This window comes from Sphingomonas sp. TX0543 (assembly GCF_048565505.1).
Lineage (GTDB): Bacteria > Pseudomonadota > Alphaproteobacteria > Sphingomonadales > Sphingomonadaceae > Sphingomonas.
In genome coordinates, this window is record NZ_JBLZUS010000002.1 from 3,008,324 (window position 1) to 3,029,653 (window position 21,330).

Consider the following 21,330-nt stretch of genomic DNA (forward strand, 5'->3'; position numbering starts at 1 on the left):
TGACGACTGACAACACGGGCGCCGAGCGCCTTCAGCGACGCATGGCGCGCGGCGCCGCCTTTCTCGGGTCCGAGGTCGCGATCCTCGGCGGTGCGATGTCCTGGGTGTCGGAGCGCAATCTGGTCGCGGCGATATCGAATGCCGGGGGATTTGGCGTGATCGCTTGCGGCGCGATGACGCCGGAATTGCTCGACGCGGAGATTACCGCGACGAAGGCGCTGACCAGCAAGCCGTTCGGCGTGAACCTCATCACGATGCATCCGGCGCTGCCCGACTTGATCGGGATCTGCGCGAAGCATGAGGTCGGCCATGTGGTGCTTGCCGGCGGGCTGCCCCCGAAGGGATCGCTCGAGGCGATCAAGGCGTCCGGCGCGAGGTGCATCTGCTTCGCCCCCACGCTGGCGCTGGCGAAGAAGCTGATCCGCTCCGGCGTCGACGCGCTCGTGATCGAGGGGATGGAGGCGGGCGGCCACATCGGCCCGGTTTCGACAAGCGTGCTGGCGCAGGAGATTCTGCCGGCTATCGCCAGCGAGATCCCGGTGTTCATCGCGGGCGGGATCGGGCGCGGTGAAGCGATCGCGGGCTATCTCGATATGGGTGCAGCCGGGGTTCAGCTGGGCACGCGCTTCGTCTGCGCGACCGAGAGCATTGCGCACGCCAATTTCAAGAAGGCGTTCATCCGCGCTTCGGCCCGCGACGCGGTGGCTTCCGTGCAGATCGATCCACGGCTGCCGGTGATCCCGGTGCGCGCACTGAAGAATGCGGCCGGCGAACTCTTCTCGCAAAAGCAGCGCGAAGTGGCCCAGGCACTGGACGAAGGCAGTGTGGCGATGGCCGAGGCACAGCTGCAGATCGAGCATTACTGGGCGGGCGCGCTGCGGCGCGCGGTGATCGAGGGCGATGTGGAGCATGGCAGCGTGATGGCCGGTCAGTCGGTCGGCATGGTGAGCCGGGAAGAACCGGTCGCCGATATCATCGCGACGCTGATGGAAGAGGCGGCGCAAGCGCTGGAGAAACGCACGGCCTGACGAGCCTCCCTGTAAGCAGAGACCCAGCGCTCCCGAACGCTTCATCGCGCTGGTAACCTTTTGTTAACCATTTGAGCGCCGAATCACCGCGAACAGGGAGAAAGCGCCATGAAACGGGCAGCCATATCCATCGCGGTCGGGTGGGCCGCGGCATCTCTCGCAGGGTGTGCCGCGCATACAAAGAAGGTGGCGATCGCCACGCCGGCCCCGCCCGAGACTGCGACGGCATACGCGCCGATGCCTGCTGGCGCGCGCGCGGGAATGACGATCCCGACGCGGCTTTCCGACGGCACCTATCTCACGCCGAACCGCAATCTCAGCGCCGCCGCCGCCGTGTGGCATCTGCGCGCGGCGCTTAACGTCGCCGCGCTCGCCTGTCGCGGTCCGGCGCAGGAGACGATCGTCGCGCGCTACAACAGCCTGCTCACGCAACAGAAGGGCGCGTTCGCCGCAGCGCAGGCGACGCTCGCGGCGGAATTCCGCGCCGCCGGCACCGACTGGCAGTCCCGCGAGGATGAGGCGATGACGCGCCTCTACAATTATTTCTCGCAGGATTTTGCCCGCGAGGCATTTTGCGTGCGCGCCGCCGAGGTGCTTGCCCGGGCCGAAAGCGTTGCCCCCGCGATGCTCCAGACCTTCGCAACTACGCAATTACCGACATTGGACCAGCCCTTCATCCAGTTCTTCGACGCCTATGATGCCTGGCGGAAAGGACAGGCCGCCAATCCCGTGATCGCTTTCGCCGCGCCGGTCGCGATGCCCGTGGCGCCAGTGACTCTCAGAGGCCCGACGGCGAAATCCGAAACCGCAAAATCCGACAAGCCGCCGCGCCTGCACGTCGACATGGGCGCTTTGCAGGATCAATCGCTCGCGGGCGGCTGATCGCGCCGCCGGAGGGGTTACGCGCGCGGCTCGCTTCGGTTAACAGCATGAACGATGACGACTGGCCGGACCGACCAGCCCGTCGAGGGGCGCTTCGACGGGACGACACACCGCTTCCCCGTGCGGGTCTATTTCGAGGACACCGACCTGTCGGGCGTGGTCTATCACGCCAATTATCTCCGCTATATGGAGCGCGCGCGATCGGACATGCTGCGGCTTGCCGGCATCGACCAGCGGGCGGCGCATGAAGCGGGCGAAGGCGCCTATGCCGTCGCCAGCCTCGCGATCCGCTACGCCGCCCCGGCGCGGCTCGACGATGCGCTGATCGTGGAGACAAAAGTCACGCAAGTGCGCGCCGCAGCGGTTTTCATTCATCAAAGAGTCATGCGCGGCGCTATCTTGCTTGCCGAAGCCGATCTCGTCGCGGCACTGGTCGCCCCCACGGGCCGGCCGCGACGGCAGCCGGCCGCGTGGATCGATCGTTTCAACACTCTCCTGGCCAAGAAGGACCAGACGCCTTGAACCTGTTTTTCAATTCCGATGCCGCCACGCTATCGCCCGTCGCGCTCTTCATCCAGGCCGACTGGGTGGTGAAGCTGGTGATGCTCGGCCTGCTTGCGGCCAGCATTTGGACCTGGGCGATCATCTTCATGTTCTGGCGCAGGATCGGCCAGACGCGGCGCGAAACGGAGGCGTTCGAGCGCGATTTCTGGAAGGCGGACGATATCGATGCGTTCTTCAAGGCGCATCATGACGACGAGCGGCCCGCCGCGCGCGTGTTCATCGCCGGCGTTTCCGAATGGCGGCGCTCGACGCAAGGGGCATCAATAGACCGCGCCGGCACGCGCGAGCGCCTTGCCACCGCCATGGGCGCAGCGGTGGCGGCGGAGATCGATCGCCTTTCGGATCGGCTCAACATACTCGCCACCGTCGGCTCGGTCGCGCCGTTCGTCGGGCTCTTCGGCACGGTCTGGGGCATCATGCGCAGCTTCACCTCGATCGCGAGCCAGCAGAACACCAGCCTCGCCGTTGTGGCACCCGGCATCGCGGAGGCGCTGTTCGCCACCGCAATCGGCCTGTTCGCGGCGATTCCGGCAGTGATCGCGTACAATCGCTTCAGCCATGGCATCAACCGCATAGAGGCGCGGCTCAACCGCTTTGCCGACGGCTTCCACGCCACGCTCAGCCGCCAGCTCGATCGCGAGCGCTGACGCAATGGCGATGCAACTTCCCTCGCAGCGCAGCGGCCGGCGACGCGCGCCGATGGCCGACATCAACGTCACACCATTGGTGGACGTAATGCTGGTACTGCTCATCATCTTCATGGTTACCGCGCCGCTGCTGACGGCAGGCGTGCCGGTGAACCTGCCCGACAGCCGCGCCAAGCCGCTGGACCAGGATCAACAACCGACCGAGATTTCGATAGACTCGATGGGTCGCATCTTCGTCGCGAAGGAAGAAACAGCCGAGAATCAGTTGGCGCAGCGATTGAGCGCGATCGCGGCGAAGGCGCCGGCCGGCGGGCAGCCACCGCAGGTATTCCTGCGCGCGGACAAGTCTCTCGACTATGGCCATGTCATGCGCGTGATGGGCGAGCTGAACCGCGCCGGGCTGAACCGCGTTGCGCTGGTGACGATCGGCGAGGATTGATCGCGTGGAGCGGGCTGAGAAGATCGGGCTTGGACTGGCCCTTGCCGGACACGTGGTGCTGTTCGGCCTGCTGTCGGTGGGCTTCCTCGCCACCCCCAATCCGCTCAAGCTAAAGCAGCAGCCGGTGGAGGTGAGCCTCGTCAAGGAGGTCGGGCTGGAGGCGGCCGCGCCGCAGGCGGAAACGCCGCCCGCACAATCTGTCGCCCCCGATCAGGGCGAGCCGGAGGACGCCGCGCCGCCAGCGCCAGTCCCCGCGGCGCCCGAGCCGAAGCCCGAGCCAGTGCCCCAGCCCGCGCCGAAGCCGGAACCGAAACCAGCGCCGGTAAAGCCCGCGCCGAGGCCGGCTCCCGCGCCAAAACCGGCGCTGAAGCCGCAACCGAAACCAAAGAAAGAGCCGCCCGCCGCCGAGAAAGCAGCCGAAAAGCCCGCGCCGCCCAAAAAGGAAACGGCCGCTGCAGCGAAGCCGGAAAAGACGCCGCCCGCCAAGGCGCAAGGCACCGGCAAATCGGCCGAATCGAAAACCGCGCGGCCGCGCGGCAGCCGGCTTGGGCCTGATTTCCTCAAGGGGCTGACGAGCGACGAGAGCAAATCAACCAGCCAGGTGCCACGCGCCGCGAAGATCGATGGCGCTGCGCTCGCCTCGATCGTTCAGGCGATCGCGCGACAGATTCAGCCGTGCGCGGATCGCCAGGTCGATCCCGGCCCAGGCGCAAACGAGATCGTCACCACACTGAACCTGAAACTCAACGAGGACGGCACGCTGGCCGCAACACCGACAGTGGTGCGGCAGACCGGCATCAACGACGAGAACCAGCGTTACGCGCGCCGCGTGATCGATCTGGGCATCGCCGCGTTCAAGGGCTGTTCACCGCTGAAGTTGCCTCCGCAATTCTATTCCACCCCCAACGGCGGATGGAACAACATCAATTACCAGTGGAAGCTCCGGTGAACCCGGCGCGCCACGATCGGGCCGCGCCGGACGGAGCGGGGCTGCGAAACGAAAGGAAAGGCCCTGTCATGCGTAGCCTGGCCCTGCTCTCCGCGCTGTTGCTGGCATCCGCCGCTTCCGCGCAGGACATGCCCGCGACCCCGCTAAAGCTGCCGACGCAGCAGCCGGCCGCGCAGGCGCCCGGCGGCGCTCCGCCGCCGCTGGAAGTATCGGTGACGGGTGGGATTTCCGCCCCGATGCCGATCGCGATCCCGGCGATGCCGACCACCCAGGTGATGCAGACCCCGGCCGGTATGACTGACGCGCTCGGACGCCAGCTTGCAGATATCGTGACCAACGACCTGAAGAACTCCGGCCTGTTCAGCCCGCTGCAGCCGGCACAGCTGCGCGCGGTGATTTTCCCGGAAGTGACCGCGCCCGCTTTCTCCTATTGGGGCGGATCGGGCGCGCAGGCGCTGGTGCAGGGCTTCATACGCGCCAACGGCGATGGCACGCTGACGGTCGGCTGCTATCTTTACGACGTATCCGCGCAGACCGAACTGATGCGGCAGGGCTTTGTGGTGCCGCCGTCCGAATGGCGCCGCGCGGGGCATAAATGCGCCGACATGGTCTATACCCGGCTCACCGGCGAAGGGCCTTATTTTGACAGCCGGGTCGTCTATGTCTCTGAAACGGGGCCTAAGGCGCGGCGCACCAAGCGACTGGCGATCATGGATCAGGACGGGGCCAACCACCGCTTCCTGACCAACGGCCAGTCGATCGTGCTGACACCACGCTTCGCGCCGAACCAGCAGTCGATCGTTTACATGAGCTATCTCAACGAGAAGCCCGCGATCTACGTCTATAATATCGGGTCCGGCACGCAGCATCTGGTGACCACCACCGAGCGCCTGACATTCGCGCCGCGCTTCTCGCCAGACGGGCGCTGGATCGTTTTCTCGATGGCGATCGGCGGCAACACCAATATCTATCGTGTCCCTGCCAGCGGCGGCACGCCACAGCGGCTGACCAATACGCCCGGGATCAATACCGGCGGCAGCTACTCGCCGGACGGCTCCAGGATCGTGTTCGAGAGCGATCGTTCCGGTAGCCAGCAACTCTATGTGATGAACGCCGACGGATCAGGCCAGCAACGGATCAGCTTCGGCGGCGGGCGCTACGCGACGCCGGTGTGGAGCCCGCGCGGTGACCTGATCGCCTTCACCAAGATCGGCGGCGCGTTCCGCATCGGCATCATGAATACCAGCGGATCGGGCGAAAAGCTTCTGACCAACTCGTGGCAGGATGAGGGACCAAGCTGGTCCCCGAACGGCCGTGTGCTGATGTTTTTCCGCCAGGGCCAAGGCAACGCGGGCAAGGCCGATCTGTGGTCTGTCGACCTGACCGGCGTCAACGAGCGCCGCATCCCGACCCCGCTCGACGGATCCGATCCGGGCTGGGGACCGTTACGCCCCTGAACCTCGTTGGGGCACCCGATAGTGAATTAGTGGGAGACGACAAATGGCAAGACTGACGACAACGCTGCTGATGGCGACCGCCCTGGTGGCTACCGCCGCCTGCTCCAAGAAGCGCCCGGCCGAATTGCCGCCCGCCCCTGGCCCCGCGCCGACCCAGACCCAACCGACCGGCCCGCAAGGCCCGGTTGGAGACACCGTCGTTCCGGGCTCGTCGGCCGATTTCAAGCGCTCGGTGACGAGCGACACGGTGAATTTCGGGCTGGACCAATATGATATCGACGATCAGGCGCGCGCGATCCTCGACACTCAGGTGACGTGGTTGACGCGTTATCCGAACGTGCGCGTGACGATCGAGGGCCATTGCGATGAGCGCGGCACCCGCGAGTATAATCTCGCGCTGGGCGATCGACGCGCCAATGCGGCAAAGAACTATCTTGCCGGTCGTGGCATCGATGCCTCCCGCATCACGACGATCAGCTATGGCAAGGAGCGGCCACTGGCGCTTGGCTCGGATGACGCGGCCTATGCGCAGAACCGTCGTGCCGTCACGGTGGTGCTCAGCCAGTAATCGCGGGCGCGTGATCGGCGATGCGGTGTCGTCGCCCGTCGCCGATCGCGTCACGCGTGCCGATGCGAAATTCATCACTGGCGGCGCATCGGGCATTGGCCGCGCGATCGAAATACCGATACGCTCGACGTGCGCTACTTGGCGGCGTGGCGCAGGGCGCCCGCCGCCTTCATCGCCACGAGCAGCGGTCGGCCTGATGTGCGTTTGACAATGCGGGGATCGGCCATGGGCGGGCATTCGGTTAATTGACCAGCCCGGGCTGGATCGCGTGCCGCAGGATCGCATACTGCGCGCGCTTCGCCTTATCCCTTACCTGAAGGCGACGCCGGGACAATGCCCGCTCAATACCGCATCCGCTTCCGCGAATTACGGGCCGGCGGGTTTGGCGCTTTACTCCGCGACGAAATTCGCGGTGCGGGCTGACCAGGACGCTGGACAGCGAATGGGCCGTCGACGGGATCGAGATGCGCGATCTCATGCCCGGCTTCGTCGACACCGCGATCCGAAATATCGCCATACCAGACACGAACCGCACCGCGCGCGACGCCGGGTTCGGGTTGGCGTGCACGCCAGTGGAAGCGGTCGCGCAGTCGGCCTGCGATGCCGTGCAGGGTGATCGCGTCCACGCCGCGATAAGTAGTAACGCGTGTCGCCTTGCCTTCGCGGCCGGCTGGCTGCCCGGACGATTGCGACGGATGATGCGCGCCACGGCACTCAGCCGTGGCTCAGTTCAACCATCGAGAATCGAGTCGATCGCCTCGGCCAGTTCCACATCACGCCCGGAAAGGCCGCCTGCGTCATGCGTGGTGAGCAGGATTTCCACGCGATTCCAGACGTTGCTCCATTCGGGATGATGGTCCATCTTCTCCGCGATCAGCGCGACCTGCGTCATGAAGCCGAACGCCTCGGCGAAATCGGTGAACACAATCGAACGACGGATTGCATCGCGGCCCTCGTCATAATCCCATTCCGCAAGCCCATCGAGCGCATCCGCCCGCTCGGTTTCACTCAACGCCTCTACCATCACGCCCTCCTTGCCCGCCCTGCCCACCCCCGCGTATGGCGAAGCGCATGGACGGGCAAGAGGTGATGGGCGAAGCGCCCTCGGCGGATGCGATCGAGGCGCACGCGCGCGGCGTGATCGCGCGCCTTCCGGCCGAATTTCGCGCGCACGTGGGCGATATAGTCTTTGCGGTAGAAGAGCTCGCCGATAACGAGACGCTCGCCAATATGGGCATCGACCATCCGCTTGATCTGACGGGCCTGTATCATGGCCGGCCACTGGGCGAGAAATCCTCGCTCGATTCCGGCGCGATGCCCGATCGGATCCTGCTTTATCGTCAGGCCATCCTGGCCGAATGGTGCGAGACGGGGGTGCGGCTGGACGATCTGGTGGCGCATATCACGATCCATGAGATCGGGCATCATTTCGGCCTTTCCGACGACGACATGCACGCGCTGGAAGACGCGGTGGCGGATTGAGCGCGCGGCTGAATTTCAGCAACGTGCAGTGCGTGCGACGCGGGCGCACGCTGTTCGAGGGGTTGTCCTTCGCGCTTCAGGGGGGCGATGCGCTGATCCTCACGGGGCCTAACGGCGCCGGCAAATCGAGCCTGCTGCGCGTCGCCGCCGGCTTGCTGCCCGTCGCAGCCGGCAGCGTGCAGCATGAAGGCGACCGGGCCCTGCTCGCCGAAGCCACCGCGCTGGACGGGGCGCGCGAGGTCGCTGACGTGCTGCACTTCTGGGCGCGGCTGGATTCCCGGCCCGCACCAGCGGCGCGCGTCGCCGCCGCGCTCGACGCGCTCGATCTGGCAAACCTCGCAGACGTGCCGGTGCGCCTGCTCTCCACCGGGCAGCGGCGCCGCGTCGGGCTGGCGCGTGTGGCCGCGAGCGGCGCGCCGATCTGGCTGCTCGACGAACCCGCGACCGGTCTGGACGCCGCCGCCGTAACACGGCTGGAGGGGCTGATCGGGCGCCATCGCGCGCGCGGCGGGATTGCGCTTATCACCACGCATCAACCGCTTGCCGTGGTTGACGCGCTGGAGATAAGGCTGTGACCGCGCTGATCCTGCGCGACCTGCGCCGCGCCTATGCTTCTGGCGGGGCGACGCTGACCGTCACCTTCTTCCTGCTTGTTGCGATCCTTTTCCCGTTTGCGATCGGCCCGGATCAGAAGCTGCTCGCGCGGATCGGCAGCGGGGTGATCTGGGCGGCGGCGCTGGTGGCGGCACTGCTGCCGGTGGAGCGACTGATCGCGCCAGACCTCGATTCGGGAACGTTCGATCAGTTCGCGGTGCGCGGCCTATCCGCCACCACTGTTGCGACTGCCAAGATCGCCGCGCACTGGCTGGCTTTCGCGCCGCCGCTGATGGCCGCCGCGATCGCTGCCGCCGGGCTGCTCGATCTGTCGGCTGAGGTACTGGTGAAAGTGGAGATCGGGCTAGCGCTCGGCACCCCCGGCCTCGCCGCGCTGGCGGTGATGAGCGGGGCGCTGGTCGCCGGGCTGCGCGGTGCCGGCGCGATCGCTGGCCTTGTCATGCTGCCGCTCGCCATTCCGCTGCTGATCTTCGGCGCCGGGGCAATCGAGGGGGGCGCGGGCGGGCTGAAGCTGCTCGCGGCGACCAGCCTGCTGCTCGTCGCGGGCGCGCCATTCGTCGCGGGTGCCGCGATCCGCGCGGGGATGGAATGATCGCCCTCGCAGACATCGCCCTGGCCGCCGGAGCCGGGGTTGTCGGCGGGATGATGAATGCGCTGGCCGGCGGCGGCACCTTCGCCACACTTCCCGCGCTGCTGGCGCTCGGGGTGCCCGCCAATATCGCCAACGCCACCTCGAACGTCGCGCTGATGCCGGCGGCCGGCACGAGCGCATGGGCTTTTCGCGACGAACTGAAGCCGCTCGGGGACGTGAGCGTCCGCGTGCTGGCAGCGATCACGTTCGTGGGAGGGCTGATTGGCAGCGCGCTGCTGGTGCTGACGCCGAGCCACGCCTTCGATCTGATCGTACCCTGGCTGGTGCTCTATGCCTTCGTCCTGCTGGCGATCGGGCCGCGCGCGGCGACCTGGCTGCGCGCGCGCGTTTCGATCGGTGCACGCACGTTGATGACGGCGCAGGCGCTACTCGGTGTTTATGGCGGCTATTTCGGTGGCGGCGTGGGGATGATGACCACCGCGACCTATGGCCTGCTCGCCGGCCACTCCCCGCGTGAGATGTTCGCACCGCGCACGCTGATGCTCGCGATCGCCAATGCGGCGGCGGCAATCGTGTTCGTCATCGCCGGCATGGTAGCGTGGAGCGCCTGCGTGCCGATGGTGACGGGATCGATCATCGGCGGCTGGTTCGGCGCGCGGGTGGGCAGGCGCCTGCCGAACGGCGCGGTGCGAGTGTGGACACTTTTGGTGACCGGGGGAACGACGCTCGTGTTCTTCTGGCGCGCCTATCACTAAGCGGTTATCATGTGCCGTGATGGCCGACCCATTTCCCCCCGGCGCGCGCCTTTACCGCCACCGTATCGCCACGCGGCTCTGGCACTGGATCAACGCTATCGCGATCTTCATCCTGATCGGCAGCGGGTTGGGCATTTCGAACGCGCATCCGCGACTCTACTGGGGGCAATATGGCGCCAACTTCGATCATGCGTGGGCTGAACTGCCGCATTTTCCGGCGTGGCTGACGATTCCGGCGAATTACAATCTCGCGCTGTCGCGGCGCTGGCACCTGTTCTGCGCGCTGGTGCTGGCGTTCGGGCTGCTCGTCTATATGATCGCGAGCCTCGTAAACCGGCATTTCCGGGCCGATCTTCGGCTTCGCGCGGGGGATCTTGCGCCACGCCACCTGTGGGCGGACGCAAGGGCACATCTCGCCTTCCGCTTCCACGATCCGGCGCATCCGGGCGCATATAACGTGTTGCAGAAGATCGCCTATGTCGCGGTGATATTCGTGCTGCTGCCGCTCGTGATCCTTACCGGTCTCACGCTGTCGCCGGGGATGGACGCGGCGTGGCCGTGGCTGCTTGATCTGTTCGGCGGTCGGCAATCGGCGCGCTCGCTGCATTTCATCGCGATGGCCGCGATCTCCGGCTTTATCGTCATCCATCTGGCACTCGTGATCCTTGCCGGCGCGTGGAACGAGGTTCGTTCGATGGTGACAGGCTGGTGGCGAGTGCCGGAATGACATTGTTCACCCGCCGCTCGATCATCATTGGCGCGCCTGCCCTGCTCGCCGGATGCGACAAGGTGGTGCAAAATCCCACGGCCCGCGCCATCCTGTTCAAGGGCGAGGACATGCATCGCGGGCTGCAACGTGCGCTAACCGATCGCGGCGCGCTGGCGCGGGAGTTTTCGGCTGACCAGCGCTCGCCGATCTTCCGGTCGAACGGCACGCGGGATCCGGGCACGTCGGAATATGCCGCGCTCGCGGCAGGCAAATTCACGGACTGGCGGCTGCGCGTAGGCGGTCTGGTGGCACACCCGCTGTCGCTCACCTTGTCCGATCTCGCACGTCTGCCGAACCGCGCGCAGATCACCCGCCACGATTGCGTCGAGGGGTGGAGCGCGATCGCCAAATGGCAGGGGCCGACGCTCGGCGCGGTGCTGAAGGCCGCCGGATTGCGTGACGCGGCGCGCTACATCGTGTTCACCTGCGCGGATCTCTATGGTGGCGCGCCCTATTACGAATCGATCGACCTGGTTGATGCCTTTCACCCGCAGACGATCCTGGCCTGGGCACTGAACGACCGGATGCTTCCAATCGCCAATGGCGCGCCTTGCCGCCTGCGCGTGGAGCGGCAGCTGGGCTACAAGCATGCCAAGTATCTCATGCGGATCGATGCGGTGGCGAGCCTAGCCGACATCGGAAAGGGGCGCGGCGGCTATTGGGAGGATAATGTCGATTACGACTGGTATGCCGGCATCTGATTGCTATGCCCGTGCCATGTCCCTGATCGACCTGTTTCTTTCGCGCTCCGTCAAGCGCGGCCGCCTCACGCTCCTCCGCCCCGGCACCCAGCCCGCCTCCTTCGGCACCCCCGAACCCGGCTATCCCGACGTGACAATTCGCTTCGCCGACAAGCGCGTCGCGCTGGCGATCGCGCGCAACCCGGCGCTAGGCGCGGGCGAATGCTACATGCATGGCCGGCTGATCGTGGAGCAGGGAGATATCCGCGATCTCGTCAATCTGCTGACGATGAACGATAAGTGGGAAGCAGGCCAGAACAACCTGGATCCAAGCTGGCTCAGCCGCGCGGTGGGCGCGGTGAAGTATCGCCTCGATCGGATCAACATGGAGCGGCGATCGAAGAAGAACGTCGCGCATCACTATGATCTGTCGGCGCGACTGTACGATCTCTTCCTCGATCGCGACAAGCAATACAGCTGTGCCTATTTCACCGATCCGGACAACAGCCTGGAGCAGGCACAGCTCGACAAGCTCGCGCATATCGCCGCCAAGCTTGCACTGCAGCCGGGGATGCGCGTGCTCGATATCGGCTGCGGCTGGGGCGGGCTTGCCCTTTACCTGAACCGTCATTTCGGTGTCGAAGTGCTGGGCGTCACGCTGTCGGAGGAGCAGCTCAAGATCGCGCGCGAGCGGGCCGCGGCAGCGGGCGTGGCCGACAAGGTGCGTTTCGAGCTGATCGACTATCGCCGCGTGACCGGCAGCTTCGACCGTATCGTGTCTGTCGGGATGTTCGAGCATGTCGGCCCGCCGCAATATCGCACCTTCTTCAAAAAATGCCGCGATCTGCTGGCTGCCGAGGGCGTGATGCTCGTCCATACGATCGGCCGCATGGGCACGCCCGGCGTTACCGACGACTGGACGGTGAAATACATCTTCCCCGGCGGCTACAATCCCGCGCTGTCAGAAATTGTCCGCGCGTACGAGGGCCTGCGCCTCTTTCCCACCGATATCGAGACGTTGCGCGTCCATTATTCGTGGACGCTCGATCACTGGTACGACCGCACCGTCGCCGCGAAGAACGCGATCGTCGCGCTATATGACGAGAATTTCTATCGCATGTGGACCTTTTATCTCGCGGGCGCATCGGCGGCGTTCAGGCACGGCGGCCTGTGCAATTATCAGGTGCAGCTCACCAAGGGCCGTTTCGCGGTGCCGGTGACGCGCGATTACATGTTCGAGGGCGAACGGGCCTTGCGCGAATCCGCCTCCGCCGCATAGGGGGCGGCCATGAGCGAGAAGATCAACCGCGTCGTCCTGGCCTATTCGGGCGGGCTCGACACCAGCGTCATCCTGAAATGGCTCCAGCAGACCTATAACTGCGAGGTGGTGACCTTTACCGCCGATCTCGGCCAGGGCGAGGAGTTGGAGCCAGCGCGCCGCAAGGCGGAGCAAGCCGGCGTGAAGCCCGAGCATATCTTCATCGACGATCTGCGCGAGGAGTTCGTCAGGGACTACGTTTTTCCGATGATGCGCGCCAATGCCCTCTACGAAGGGCTGTATCTGCTCGGCACGTCGATCGCGCGGCCGCTGATCGCCAAGCGCCAGATCGAGATCGCGCGACAGGTGGGCGCCGACGCCGTCAGCCACGGCGCGACCGGCAAGGGCAACGATCAGGTCCGGTTTGAGCTGGGCTATTACGCGCTCGCGCCGGACATCAAGGTAATCGCCCCGTGGCGCGAGTGGGATCTCACCAGCCGCACCCGGCTGATCGAGTTCGCCGAGCAGCATCAGATCGCCGTTGCCAAAGACAAGCGCGGCGAGGCGCCCTTCTCTACCGACGCGAACCTGCTGCACACCTCGTCAGAGGGAAAAGTGCTGGAGGATCCGTGGCAGGAGGTGCCGGACTACGTTTATTCGCGCACCGTCAACCCCGAGGATGCACCGGATCAGCCAGAGTATATCACGATCGATTTCGAGCGTGGCGACGGCGTGGCGCTTAACGGCGAGGCCTGTTCTCCCGCGACGCTGCTGACCAGGCTCAACGAGCTAGGCCGCAGGCACGGCATCGGCCGGCTCGATCTGGTCGAGAACCGGTTTGTGGGGATGAAGTCGCGCGGGATGTACGAAACGCCGGGCGGCACCATCTATCACCTCGCGCATCGCGGGATCGAACAGCTCACGCTCGATCGCGGCGCGGCTCACCTTAAAGACGAGTTGGCGGTGCGGTATGCCGAGTTGCTCTATAACGGGTTCTGGTTCTCGCCAGAGCGCGAGATGCTGCAGGCGGCAGTCGATCATAGCCAGGCGAAGGTTTCCGGCACGGTGCGGCTGAAGCTGTACAAGGGCAGCGTGATCGTTGTCGGCCGCAAATCGCCCAACTCGCTTTACAGCGAGAAGGTGGTGACGTTCGAGGACGATCAGGGCGCGTACGATCAGCGCGACGCGGCTGGCTTCATCAAGCTCAATGCGCTGCGACTGCGCCTGCTGGGGCGCCGCGACCGCGAGTTCTGACGGCCGGTTTCATGCGCAGGCCGGGGCGCCCCGGAGCCGGCACGGCTTTAGCCCGATATTAACCACGCCGGCCTAGCCCGGACCCATGGTCAGATTGCCATCCCGGGCGTGGCGCGACGCGCTGATCGCGCTTCTGCTGGCGGTGGCGATCGGGGCCGCGCAGGTCTGGCGGGGCTGGGCAGACCTCAGCGCGTTGCGCCTTCCCGATTCAGACGACATGATGCGGCTGCAACAGATCCGCGACTGGCTCGGTGGACAACGCTTCGGCGACGTGGCGCAATATCGGCTCGGCCTGTCCGGCGTCGCGATGCACTGGTCGCGCCTCGACGATCTGATCCCGGCGGCTATAATCCGCGAGCTTGCACCGCTGGCCGGAAGGCACTGGGCGGAAGTCTGCGCGGTAATCGCCTGGCCGACGATATTGCTCGCGGCCGCGATCTGGCTGATCGGGCAAATCGCAGAAACCGTCGGGGGCAACGAAGCCGGCTGGCGCGCGATGATCCTGGCGCTAGCCGCGCACCCTGCCAGCAGCCTGTTCGTGCCGGGCCGGATCGATCATCACAATCTGCAGATGGTGATGATTCTGGTCGTGGCGCTCGTGCTGGTGCAACCCGCCACCTTTCGCTGCGGGATCGCCGCCGGGATCGCCGCGGGATTGAGCTTTGTTGTGGGCATGGAAACCGCACCGCTGCTAGCCGCCGCCACCGGGCTGATCGTGATCGAGTGGATATGGCGAGGAAATGAATCGCAGCGGCGCCGCCTGCTTGGTTTCGGGCTGGGGCTGGGCGGCGCGACGGCCGCAGGCGCCTTATTCTTCTCGACCGGCGACTGGGGCATGCCCGCCTGCGATGGCTTCACCGCGCTCGTCGCGCGCGCAGCGGGCACGATCGCTGCGCTGACGACCGTTATCGGCATGACCCGATCGAGTTCAGCCCGATGGCGCGCGCTGATCGCAACCATGGGCGGCTCGGTGCTTCTCTATACAATGATCGTGACGGCGCCGCAGTGCCTGTCGCCCTATGGCAATGTCGATCCGCTGCTGCGGCACTTGTGGCTGTCGCGGGTCGGCGAGGCGATCCCGCTTGCCGCCGCCTCGCCCGTGCTTTCGATCAGCTATGCGGGGTTGATGATCGCCGGCATCGTCGCCGGCGCATGGCTGACGCTACGGACGCGCAGCCGCGGCTGGGGGACATTACTGGCACTGCAGCTTTTCGCGCTGGCGGTGACGTTCGTCCAGATCCGCGGCGCGTACCCCGGCGCGTTGCTCGCCCTTCCGGCGCTTGCGTCGGTGATCGCGATCGCCACGCGACATGGCCGCGTGGCGCTGGCAGCATCATGGATCGCGGCAACGGGCATATTCTACCCGCTGGCGGCGGCGGCGCTCCCCGCCCCGCCCGCTCCGGCCAAAACCGCGGGCGGCGACTGCGCATCCACCGCGCTGATGGCCGCGCTGAACACCGCCCCGGTCGGGCTCGTAATGGCCCCGATCGATACGGGCGGCCCGGCAATCGCCACGACGCATCATCGGCTGGTCGCGGGTGCCTACCACCGCAACAACCCCGGAAATCTGGCGATGTATCGTTTCTATCTTGGCACGCCTGGGCATGCGCTGAGCGAAGCGAGGCGCCTGAAGCTCGATTACGTCATCGCCTGTGACGGTCTCGGCATCCGCCCGCCCTCAACCAGCCTTGGAGCGATGCTGGCGGGCGGCAGAAATCCTGATTGGCTGAAGCCGATAAGCAGATCTCCCGACGGGGCGACGCTGTATCGCGTACGCCCTGCAAGCGGACCGCCCGCGCGCTAGAGACCGACGCTGGCGGAGGCAATTCCGCAACGCTTCCCGCGTATCCGCCGCACACCGCCCAACCGCGACAGGTAAAGCCGGGCCGGATGCTCCCGAAGCCGTTGCCGTTTGCGAACCCGGACCCTAGAAGCGCGACGCATGGAAGGTCCGGGGGCTCCTTTACGCTGGTGGCAGACGCGCTGGTTCGTGGCGCTGGCAACGATCGTCGCGATCGTCCCGCTGCTATGGCCGACGATCCCGCCCCTGGTCGATCTGCCGGGGCATATGGGGCGCTATCGCGTCCAGCTTTCGCTCGATACGGCGCCGTGGCTCAGGCAGTGGTTTGATTTCCGATGGTCATTGATCGGCAATCTCGGAATCGATCTGCTCATCATCCCCTTCGCCAAGCTCTTCGGGCTGGAGCTGGGCGTAAAACTGATCGTCATGACGATCCCGGCACTCACCGTCGCCGGGCTGCTGTGGATCGCGCGAGAGGTGCATGGCCGCATCCCGCCGACCGCGCTGTTCGCGCTGCCGCTCGCTTATTGTTACCCGCTGCAATTCGGCTTCGTGAATTTCGCGCTGTCGATGGCGCTCGCGCTATGCCTGTTCGCGCTGTGGCTGCGGCTTGGACGACAGAAGCGCTTCTGGCTGCGCACCGCGATCTTCGTGCCCGCCTCCTGCATCCTGTGGCTGTGCCACACGTTCGGCTGGGGAGTGCTCGGCGTGCTCGCCTTCTCCGCCGAGATGGTACGCGAGCACGATCGCCGCAAGGATGCCGGGTCTGGCCATTGGGTGGCAAGCTGGTTCCGGGCGGGGCTAGCCTGCCTTCCGCTCGCGTTGCCGATGCTGATGATGGTGCTGTGGCGATCCGGCGACCACGTGACGGGCCAGACCACCGACTGGTTCAACTGGCGGCGCAAAGCGGCCTGGACCCTGATGGTGCTGCGCGACCGATGGCTGGCATGGGACGTGGCGGGGATCGCCGCGCTTTACCTGGTGCTGCTTCGCGCGGTGCGTGATCCGGCGAGTGAATATTCGCGCAACCTGGGGCTTTCGGCGCTGTTCCTCGCCGCCGTCTATCTGCTGCTCCCGCGAATTGTGTTCGGCTCGGCCTATGCCGACATGCGGCTGGCGCCGTTCGTGATCGCGATCGCGGTGATCGCGATCCGCCCGCGCACCACCATGTCGATGCGCCAGGCGGGCATCCTGGCCACGCTGGGGCTTGCCTTCTTCATCGCGCGGATCGGCGGCACCACGATAAGCTACTGGCTGTTCGCGCAGGATTATCGCACCGAACTGGCCGCGCTGAACAGGCTTCCTGTGGGCGCGAAGGTCGTCAGCTTCCTCGGCTATCGCTGCGACGATCCGTGGACGATGTCGCGGCTCGAGCATCTGCCGGCGATCGCGCTGGAACGGCGACTGGCCTATACGAACGATCAGTGGTCGATGGCGGGCGCGCAACTGCTCACCGCGCGCTATTTCATCGCCGGCGGTTTCGCGCACGATCCCTCGCAGATCGTCACGCGGAAATGGTGCCTTCGGCAATGGTGGCGGCCGGTGGGCTTCGCGATGGCGCGCTTTCCGCGCAACGCGTTCGATTATGTCTGGCTGATCCGCACACCTGCGTTCGACCCGCGCTACGCGAGCGATCTCGTGCCGATCTGGCGCTCGCCCGATGGGACGAGCCAGTTGCTCAAGGTGGATCACACCCGCCCCGTGCCGGACATCGACGATGCGGAACTGATCCCCGCGCCGCTGCTGGAACTGCGTGAGCGCATGCGTCAGAAGCGCGCCGCCGAAGCGGAAGCAGCCGCCCGGCCGCAGCCTGTCGCTACCCCTTCCTGAACGGCGTGAGCTGCTCAAGGAACGTGCGGTCTTCCTCGATCGCCGCGCGTTCGCGCACAAGGAAATCGGCCACCGCCCGGCGGAAGCCCGGATCGGGGAGATAATGAGCGGAGAAAGTGGGCACGGGCACATAGCCGCGCGCCAGCTTGTGTTCGCCCTGCGCCCCCGCCTCCACCGTCGACAGACCGCGCGTGATCGCCGCGTCGATGGCCTGATAATAGCACAGTTCGAAATGCAGGAAGGGCACCTCCTCAACGCAGCCCCAGTACCGCCCGTACAACGTATCCGCGCCCACCAGGTTGAGCGCGCCGGCGATCGGCGCGCCATCCCGCTCCGCGAGGATCAGCAACACCTTGTCTCCCATCCGCTCGCCGAGCAGCGGGAAGAAGCCGCGCGCAAGATATGGCCGGCCCCATTTGCGGCTGCCGGTATCCTGATAGAATTCCCAAAACGCGTCCCATTCGCGCGTTCCGATTTCCGCCCCGGTCAGGTGGCGGATCGTCAGCCCGTCCACCGCCGCCGCGCGCTCCTTGCGGATCGCCTTGCGCTTGCGGCTGGAAAGACGCGCGAGGAAATCATCGAACGTGGCATAGCCTTCGTTGCGCCAGTGATATTGCGTGCCCTGCCGGACCAGCCAGCCGGCGGCATCGAACAGCGGCACCTGATCGGGCGCGAGGAAAGTGGCGTGGGCGGAAGAAAGCTGGTGCCGGTCCGTAACCGCCTCCAGCGCGGCGATCAGCGCGGGCGCGGCGGCGGGATCACGCAACAACAGGCGCGGTCCGGGCACCGGCGTGACGGGCACAGCGACCTGCAATTTCGGGTAGTAAGCCCCGCCCGCGCGCTGCCACGCCTCCGCCCAGGCGTGATCGAAGACATATTCGCCCTGGCTGTGACTCTTGGCGTAGCTTGGCGCGATCGCGGCCGGGCGGCCATCCGCGCCATCGACGATGACGGGCAGGGGCTGCCACCCGCTGCGGCCGCCGACGCTGCCCGACTTCTCGAGCGCTGAGAGAAAAGCATGGGAAACGAAGGGATTGGCGCTGCCCGCGCAGGCATCCCAATCATCCGGGGAAACCGCGGAAACCCCCTCGACCATCCGCGCGGTAAGCCCGGTCATCGGCGCGACCGCCATGGCCGCGCCGATGACCGGGCGATAGGGTGAAGCATCGAGGAAAGCGCCATCGCCCCTAACTTAAGACGCGCGGCGCTTCACTCAAGCGGCGATCACAGCGGCTCGCCAACCTCGACGATCGCATCGACCTCCACGGCGGCGCCGAGCGGCAACACCGGGACACCCACCGCCGAGCGCGCATGCTTGCCGGCATCACCGAACAGCGCGACCATCAGCTCGCTGGCGCCATTGGCGACTTTCGGCTGATCGACGAAATCGCCGTGCGAGTTGATGAACACGCCCAGCTTAACGATCCGCTTCACGCGGGCAAGATCGCCGAGCGCGGCCTTCACCTGTGCGACCAGCATCAGCGCACACCGCTGGGCGGCATCCTGCCCTTCCTCGACGCTGACATTCTCGCCAAGGCGGCCAGTGACGACCTTGCCGTCCTTGAACGGCAATTGCCCGGAAACGTGCAGCAGGTTGCCCGCCAGGACGGCAGGCACATAAGCCGCCACCGGAGCGGCGGCTACGGGGAGGGAAAGGCCGAGTTCGGCCAGCTTGCGATCGATGAGTTCGGTCATGCGCGCAGCTTCAACACCGCCACGCCGCGCCGGTCAATCCTCCGCGTGCCGCCCGGCGGCGAAACGCGCCGCGATCCATGCTTCGGCCTCCCGCCAGTCGTCGATCCGCGCGTGCGCTTCAGGCGCGGCGGGCACGCCGGGGGCCAGTTCGGGCTCAGACACCATGTGCAGCCGGTGGACGCGCGGAGCATGTTCGGCGACCGAGGCGTGATGATGCGGCAGATCGTCGACGAACACCGTGACCGGATCACCGTGTTCGGCGACCAATTGTGCCACGGGGCCGCCCTTCCCGCCCTGGTTGCACTCGACGCGATGCTCGATGCCGAAAGCGGCCAGTTGCTCGATGCGCGGCGCACGGCATTCGTCGCCAATATTGGTGAGGATCACGATATCCGCCTGCCCAGCCAGGACCGCCAGCGCCTCACGCGCATGTGGCACCAACGTCTGGCGATGCATCTGCGACGGAAAAAAGCCGCCGAGAAAGCCAAACATCTGCTCCCGCGACGGTGGCTCGCCGGTCACGCGGTGGCGCATATTGGCCGCAAGCTCCCACGAGCGCGGGCGGAAATCGATGTCGTGAACCTCGCCCAGCCAGTCACCAAAGTGGCGGATCATATGAAGCAGCACTTCATCGCAATCGCAGATCAGCAAGGGGCGGGTCATGCAGCCTCCAGTGCGACGCGCGCCGCTACCAATTGTCCCGGCGTGACGCCAAGCGCCTCGGCGCAGGCGATCAGATCCGGCTCATGCCCTTCGAGAAACGTCAGACACGCCGCGAGCACCGCCGCATCGCCGATACGCGCGCGCAGATCATCGGGCGCAAGCCCGGTCAGCGCGATTAGCCGCTCGGCCCGCCGCGGCTCGGCTAACACCCACACCAGGGCGTGGAGCGCGAGCGCCTGAAGGTCGGTGTTTGTGTCTGCCTCTCGCATTGCGTATCTTGTCACCAATAGGGGGATATGGCGTGGCAAAAAGGGTGCTCGTTGTCGAGGACAACGAACTCAATCTGAAGCTGTTCTGCGATCTGCTGCGCGCGCACGAATATGCCGCCGAGCCGGTGCGCGACGGGCGCGAGGCGCTGGACCGCGCGCGCGCGTTCGAACCGGACCTGATCGTCATGGATATCCAGATGCCCTATGTCACCGGGCACGAACTTATCCTCGAGCTCAAGGCGGACGAGGCGCTGTGCGGCATTCCCGTGATGGCGGTGACCGCTTATGCCGGGCGCGAGGACGAGGACCGGATCCGCGCGGCCGGGGCAGCCGCCTATGTATCCAAGCCGATCAGCCTAGCGCGCTTCATGGATACGGTCGGCGGGCTGATTTGAGGGCCACAGCAAAAGAGCCGCTGGCGGATCGCCTGCGGCCCCTCTATCCCGGATGTTCCGGGCAAGGATGCGGGCGGCGCATTCACGCCGCCGACGGGATCACTTGATCTTCGCTTCCTTGAACTCGACATGCTTGCGCACGACGGGATCGTATTTGTTGAAGGAGAGCTTTTCGGTCTTGGTCCGCGGATTCTTCTTCGTGACGTAGAAGAAGCCGGTGTCGGCCGAACTGACGAGCTTGATCTTGACGGTGGTCGGCTTGGCCATCACCAATTCCTGTACTTGCGAAATAGAAAAAGCGGCGAACTGGCGCGCGCCGCTGACAGGGTCGGGCGAATGACGCAGCACGCGCCGGATGTCAAGCGCCGACAGCGGTTAACGCCGTCTTTACCCGCCGGGCGCATCCTTCCAGCGCAGGGGAGGATCGAGCCATGCGTGGAGAAGATGTGTCTGACGTGCGGGCCGAATTGTCACGCCGGATCGTGGCGATCGAATGGCGCGGCGGGACCGGCGCGGTAGCGCGCGAGGTGGATGCGATTCGCCGGATCGCGCACCGCAACGGCATGATGCCGGCCGTGACGGTCGCGCATCTGCTCGAATCGGCGCTGGCGCGGGGCGAGCACGGCGCGCTGGTGCACGACTGGCTCGCGATGCTGCGCGAGGCGGTGCAGAGCGAGCGGCAGGATGACGCGACCTCCGACGCTTTCGCCGCTGCCTGCCAGGTGCGGTTCGCCTGAC

At 66.1% G+C, this 21,330-nt stretch carries 26 protein-coding genes; 20 read left to right on the top strand and 6 right to left on the bottom strand.

Annotated features, from left to right (window positions below):
- Positions 1-41: 41 nt before the first annotated feature.
- The 8 genes from ACM61V_RS15065 to pal all read left to right on the top strand — a co-directional run bounded on the left by ACM61V_RS15065 (position 42) and on the right by pal (position 6,534).
- The gene (locus tag ACM61V_RS15065) at positions 42-1,028 is read left to right on the top strand and encodes an NAD(P)H-dependent flavin oxidoreductase (RefSeq protein WP_137786501.1); all 987 of its coding nucleotides are present in this window, start codon (positions 42-44) and stop codon (positions 1,026-1,028) included.
- A 108-nt stretch (positions 1,029-1,136) separates the two neighbouring features.
- Positions 1,137-1,910 (top strand): hypothetical protein, encoded by a 774-nt coding sequence (locus ACM61V_RS15070; RefSeq protein WP_137786468.1) that lies wholly within the window; start codon positions 1,137-1,139, stop codon positions 1,908-1,910.
- A 54-nt stretch (positions 1,911-1,964) separates the two neighbouring features.
- Positions 1,965-2,432 carry a tol-pal system-associated acyl-CoA thioesterase gene (gene ybgC / locus ACM61V_RS15075; RefSeq protein WP_137786469.1) on the top strand — a complete coding sequence of 156 codons (468 nt, stop codon included), beginning with the start codon at positions 1,965-1,967 and terminating at the stop codon, positions 2,430-2,432.
- Positions 2,429-3,121 (top strand): protein TolQ, encoded by a 693-nt coding sequence (gene tolQ, locus ACM61V_RS15080; protein WP_137786470.1) that lies wholly within the window; start codon positions 2,429-2,431, stop codon positions 3,119-3,121. Before ybgC ends, tolQ begins: the two co-directional genes overlap by 4 nt.
- A gap of 4 nt (positions 3,122-3,125) precedes the next feature.
- Positions 3,126-3,560, top strand: coding sequence for a protein TolR (gene tolR, locus ACM61V_RS15085; RefSeq protein WP_137786471.1), 435 nt, complete (start codon positions 3,126-3,128; stop codon positions 3,558-3,560).
- Between the two features lie 4 nt (positions 3,561-3,564).
- Positions 3,565-4,509, top strand: a complete 945-nt coding sequence (locus ACM61V_RS15090; RefSeq protein WP_137786472.1) for a cell envelope biogenesis protein TolA — start codon at positions 3,565-3,567, stop codon at positions 4,507-4,509.
- A 128-nt stretch (positions 4,510-4,637) separates the two neighbouring features.
- Positions 4,638-5,966 carry a Tol-Pal system beta propeller repeat protein TolB gene (gene tolB / locus ACM61V_RS15095; protein ID WP_137786502.1) on the top strand — a complete coding sequence of 443 codons (1,329 nt, stop codon included), beginning with the start codon at positions 4,638-4,640 and terminating at the stop codon, positions 5,964-5,966.
- Positions 5,967-6,009: 43 nt separating this feature from the next.
- Entirely contained in the window at positions 6,010-6,534 is a 525-nt protein-coding gene (pal, locus tag ACM61V_RS15100) for a peptidoglycan-associated lipoprotein Pal (protein ID WP_137786473.1), read from the top strand.
- Between the two features lie 730 nt (positions 6,535-7,264).
- Here pal and ACM61V_RS15105 read toward each other — a convergent pair.
- Positions 7,265-7,558: a 4a-hydroxytetrahydrobiopterin dehydratase gene (locus ACM61V_RS15105; protein ID WP_137786474.1), complete on the bottom strand. Its 294-nt coding sequence runs from the start codon at positions 7,556-7,558 to the stop codon at positions 7,265-7,267.
- A gap of 47 nt (positions 7,559-7,605) precedes the next feature.
- On the opposite strand from ACM61V_RS15105, the gene ACM61V_RS15110 reads away from it, so the two are divergent.
- The 10 genes from ACM61V_RS15110 to ACM61V_RS15155 all read left to right on the top strand — a co-directional run bounded on the left by ACM61V_RS15110 (position 7,606) and on the right by ACM61V_RS15155 (position 17,570).
- Positions 7,606-8,016: a metallopeptidase family protein gene (locus ACM61V_RS15110; protein WP_419714096.1), complete on the top strand. Its 411-nt coding sequence runs from the start codon at positions 7,606-7,608 to the stop codon at positions 8,014-8,016.
- Entirely contained in the window at positions 8,013-8,591 is a 579-nt protein-coding gene (ccmA, locus tag ACM61V_RS15115) for a heme ABC exporter ATP-binding protein CcmA (protein ID WP_137787431.1), read from the top strand. Before ACM61V_RS15110 ends, ccmA begins: the two co-directional genes overlap by 4 nt.
- Positions 8,588-9,223 (top strand): heme exporter protein CcmB, encoded by a 636-nt coding sequence (locus ACM61V_RS15120; protein ID WP_137787432.1) that lies wholly within the window; start codon positions 8,588-8,590, stop codon positions 9,221-9,223. The genes ccmA and ACM61V_RS15120 overlap by 4 nt, the downstream gene beginning before the upstream one ends.
- Positions 9,220-9,978, top strand: a complete 759-nt coding sequence (locus tag ACM61V_RS15125; protein ID WP_137787433.1) for a sulfite exporter TauE/SafE family protein — start codon at positions 9,220-9,222, stop codon at positions 9,976-9,978. The genes ACM61V_RS15120 and ACM61V_RS15125 overlap by 4 nt, the downstream gene beginning before the upstream one ends.
- A 19-nt stretch (positions 9,979-9,997) precedes the next feature.
- Positions 9,998-10,705, top strand: a complete 708-nt coding sequence (locus ACM61V_RS15130) for a cytochrome b/b6 domain-containing protein (protein ID WP_137787434.1) — start codon at positions 9,998-10,000, stop codon at positions 10,703-10,705.
- Complete coding sequence (locus ACM61V_RS15135; protein WP_137787435.1) at positions 10,702-11,448, top strand: molybdopterin-dependent oxidoreductase; 747 nt, start codon at positions 10,702-10,704, stop codon at positions 11,446-11,448. The genes ACM61V_RS15130 and ACM61V_RS15135 overlap by 4 nt, the downstream gene beginning before the upstream one ends.
- Before the next feature lie 16 nt (positions 11,449-11,464).
- Positions 11,465-12,706 carry an SAM-dependent methyltransferase gene (locus tag ACM61V_RS15140; protein WP_137787436.1) on the top strand — a complete coding sequence of 414 codons (1,242 nt, stop codon included), beginning with the start codon at positions 11,465-11,467 and terminating at the stop codon, positions 12,704-12,706.
- Between the two features lie 9 nt (positions 12,707-12,715).
- Positions 12,716-13,939: an argininosuccinate synthase gene (locus tag ACM61V_RS15145; protein ID WP_137787437.1), complete on the top strand. Its 1,224-nt coding sequence runs from the start codon at positions 12,716-12,718 to the stop codon at positions 13,937-13,939.
- Positions 13,940-14,024: 85 nt separating this feature from the next.
- A complete protein-coding gene (locus tag ACM61V_RS15150) occupies positions 14,025-15,743 on the top strand; it encodes a hypothetical protein (RefSeq protein ID WP_137787438.1) in 1,719 nt (572 codons plus the stop codon).
- A 138-nt stretch (positions 15,744-15,881) separates the two neighbouring features.
- Positions 15,882-17,570, top strand: a complete 1,689-nt coding sequence (locus tag ACM61V_RS15155; RefSeq protein WP_137787439.1) for a hypothetical protein — start codon at positions 15,882-15,884, stop codon at positions 17,568-17,570.
- Here ACM61V_RS15155 and ACM61V_RS15160 read toward each other — a convergent pair.
- The 4 genes from ACM61V_RS15160 to ACM61V_RS15175 all read right to left on the bottom strand — a co-directional run bounded on the left by ACM61V_RS15160 (position 17,557) and on the right by ACM61V_RS15175 (position 20,197).
- Positions 17,557-18,687 (bottom strand): GNAT family N-acetyltransferase, encoded by a 1,131-nt coding sequence (locus ACM61V_RS15160; RefSeq protein WP_137787440.1) that lies wholly within the window; start codon positions 18,685-18,687, stop codon positions 17,557-17,559. The two genes, ACM61V_RS15155 and ACM61V_RS15160, sit on opposite strands and share 14 nt — an antisense overlap.
- Positions 18,688-18,794: 107 nt before the next feature.
- Positions 18,795-19,265: a RidA family protein gene (locus ACM61V_RS15165; protein ID WP_137787441.1), complete on the bottom strand. Its 471-nt coding sequence runs from the start codon at positions 19,263-19,265 to the stop codon at positions 18,795-18,797.
- A 33-nt stretch (positions 19,266-19,298) separates the two neighbouring features.
- Positions 19,299-19,928: an HAD family hydrolase gene (locus ACM61V_RS15170; protein WP_137787442.1), complete on the bottom strand. Its 630-nt coding sequence runs from the start codon at positions 19,926-19,928 to the stop codon at positions 19,299-19,301.
- Positions 19,925-20,197: a DUF3572 family protein gene (locus ACM61V_RS15175; RefSeq protein WP_137787443.1), complete on the bottom strand. Its 273-nt coding sequence runs from the start codon at positions 20,195-20,197 to the stop codon at positions 19,925-19,927. Before ACM61V_RS15175 ends, ACM61V_RS15170 begins: the two co-directional genes overlap by 4 nt.
- A 32-nt stretch (positions 20,198-20,229) precedes the next feature.
- Between ACM61V_RS15175 and ACM61V_RS15180 the strand changes: the two genes are divergently transcribed.
- On the top strand, positions 20,230-20,592 hold the full coding sequence (locus ACM61V_RS15180) for a response regulator (protein ID WP_137787444.1): 363 nt from the start codon (positions 20,230-20,232) through the stop codon (positions 20,590-20,592).
- Between the two features lie 99 nt (positions 20,593-20,691).
- On the opposite strand, the gene rpmG is transcribed toward ACM61V_RS15180, so the two are convergent.
- A complete protein-coding gene (rpmG, locus tag ACM61V_RS15185) occupies positions 20,692-20,859 on the bottom strand; it encodes a 50S ribosomal protein L33 (RefSeq protein WP_007407030.1) in 168 nt (55 codons plus the stop codon).
- A 164-nt stretch (positions 20,860-21,023) separates the two neighbouring features.
- Here rpmG and ACM61V_RS15190 point away from each other — a divergent pair, with 164 nt between their 5' ends.
- Entirely contained in the window at positions 21,024-21,329 is a 306-nt protein-coding gene (locus ACM61V_RS15190; protein ID WP_137787445.1) for a hypothetical protein, read from the top strand.
- Position 21,330: the final 1 nt, after the last annotated feature.

What these genes read in the sequence shown, in the direction of transcription:
- rpmG (WP_007407030.1), bottom strand. Translation starts at nt 20,859, where the DNA reads ATGGCCAAGCCGACCACCGTCAAGATCAAGCTCGTCAGTTCGGCCGAC.
- ACM61V_RS15150 (WP_137787438.1), top strand. Translation starts at nt 14,025, where the DNA reads ATGGTCAGATTGCCATCCCGGGCGTGGCGCGACGCGCTGATCGCGCTT.
- ACM61V_RS15065 (WP_137786501.1), top strand. Translation starts at nt 42, where the DNA reads ATGGCGCGCGGCGCCGCCTTTCTCGGGTCCGAGGTCGCGATCCTCGGC.
- tolR (WP_137786471.1), top strand. Translation starts at nt 3,126, where the DNA reads ATGGCGATGCAACTTCCCTCGCAGCGCAGCGGCCGGCGACGCGCGCCG.
- ACM61V_RS15170 (WP_137787442.1), bottom strand. Translation starts at nt 19,928, where the DNA reads ATGACCCGCCCCTTGCTGATCTGCGATTGCGATGAAGTGCTGCTTCAT.
- ACM61V_RS15160 (WP_137787440.1), bottom strand. Translation starts at nt 18,687, where the DNA reads ATGACCGGGCTTACCGCGCGGATGGTCGAGGGGGTTTCCGCGGTTTCC.
- ACM61V_RS15130 (WP_137787434.1), top strand. Translation starts at nt 9,998, where the DNA reads ATGGCCGACCCATTTCCCCCCGGCGCGCGCCTTTACCGCCACCGTATC.
- ACM61V_RS15190 (WP_137787445.1), top strand. Translation starts at nt 21,024, where the DNA reads ATGCGTGGAGAAGATGTGTCTGACGTGCGGGCCGAATTGTCACGCCGG.
- ACM61V_RS15105 (WP_137786474.1), bottom strand. Translation starts at nt 7,558, where the DNA reads ATGGTAGAGGCGTTGAGTGAAACCGAGCGGGCGGATGCGCTCGATGGG.
- ACM61V_RS15175 (WP_137787443.1), bottom strand. Translation starts at nt 20,197, where the DNA reads ATGCGAGAGGCAGACACAAACACCGACCTTCAGGCGCTCGCGCTCCAC.
- ybgC (WP_137786469.1), top strand. Translation starts at nt 1,965, where the DNA reads ATGACGACTGGCCGGACCGACCAGCCCGTCGAGGGGCGCTTCGACGGG.
- ACM61V_RS15135 (WP_137787435.1), top strand. Translation starts at nt 10,702, where the DNA reads ATGACATTGTTCACCCGCCGCTCGATCATCATTGGCGCGCCTGCCCTG.
- pal (WP_137786473.1), top strand. Translation starts at nt 6,010, where the DNA reads ATGGCAAGACTGACGACAACGCTGCTGATGGCGACCGCCCTGGTGGCT.
- ACM61V_RS15070 (WP_137786468.1), top strand. Translation starts at nt 1,137, where the DNA reads ATGAAACGGGCAGCCATATCCATCGCGGTCGGGTGGGCCGCGGCATCT.
- ACM61V_RS15140 (WP_137787436.1), top strand. Translation starts at nt 11,465, where the DNA reads ATGTCCCTGATCGACCTGTTTCTTTCGCGCTCCGTCAAGCGCGGCCGC.
- ACM61V_RS15145 (WP_137787437.1), top strand. Translation starts at nt 12,716, where the DNA reads ATGAGCGAGAAGATCAACCGCGTCGTCCTGGCCTATTCGGGCGGGCTC.
- ACM61V_RS15110 (WP_419714096.1), top strand. Translation starts at nt 7,606, where the DNA reads ATGGACGGGCAAGAGGTGATGGGCGAAGCGCCCTCGGCGGATGCGATC.
- ACM61V_RS15165 (WP_137787441.1), bottom strand. Translation starts at nt 19,265, where the DNA reads ATGACCGAACTCATCGATCGCAAGCTGGCCGAACTCGGCCTTTCCCTC.
- tolB (WP_137786502.1), top strand. Translation starts at nt 4,638, where the DNA reads ATGCCCGCGACCCCGCTAAAGCTGCCGACGCAGCAGCCGGCCGCGCAG.
- ACM61V_RS15155 (WP_137787439.1), top strand. Translation starts at nt 15,882, where the DNA reads ATGGAAGGTCCGGGGGCTCCTTTACGCTGGTGGCAGACGCGCTGGTTC.
- ACM61V_RS15125 (WP_137787433.1), top strand. Translation starts at nt 9,220, where the DNA reads ATGATCGCCCTCGCAGACATCGCCCTGGCCGCCGGAGCCGGGGTTGTC.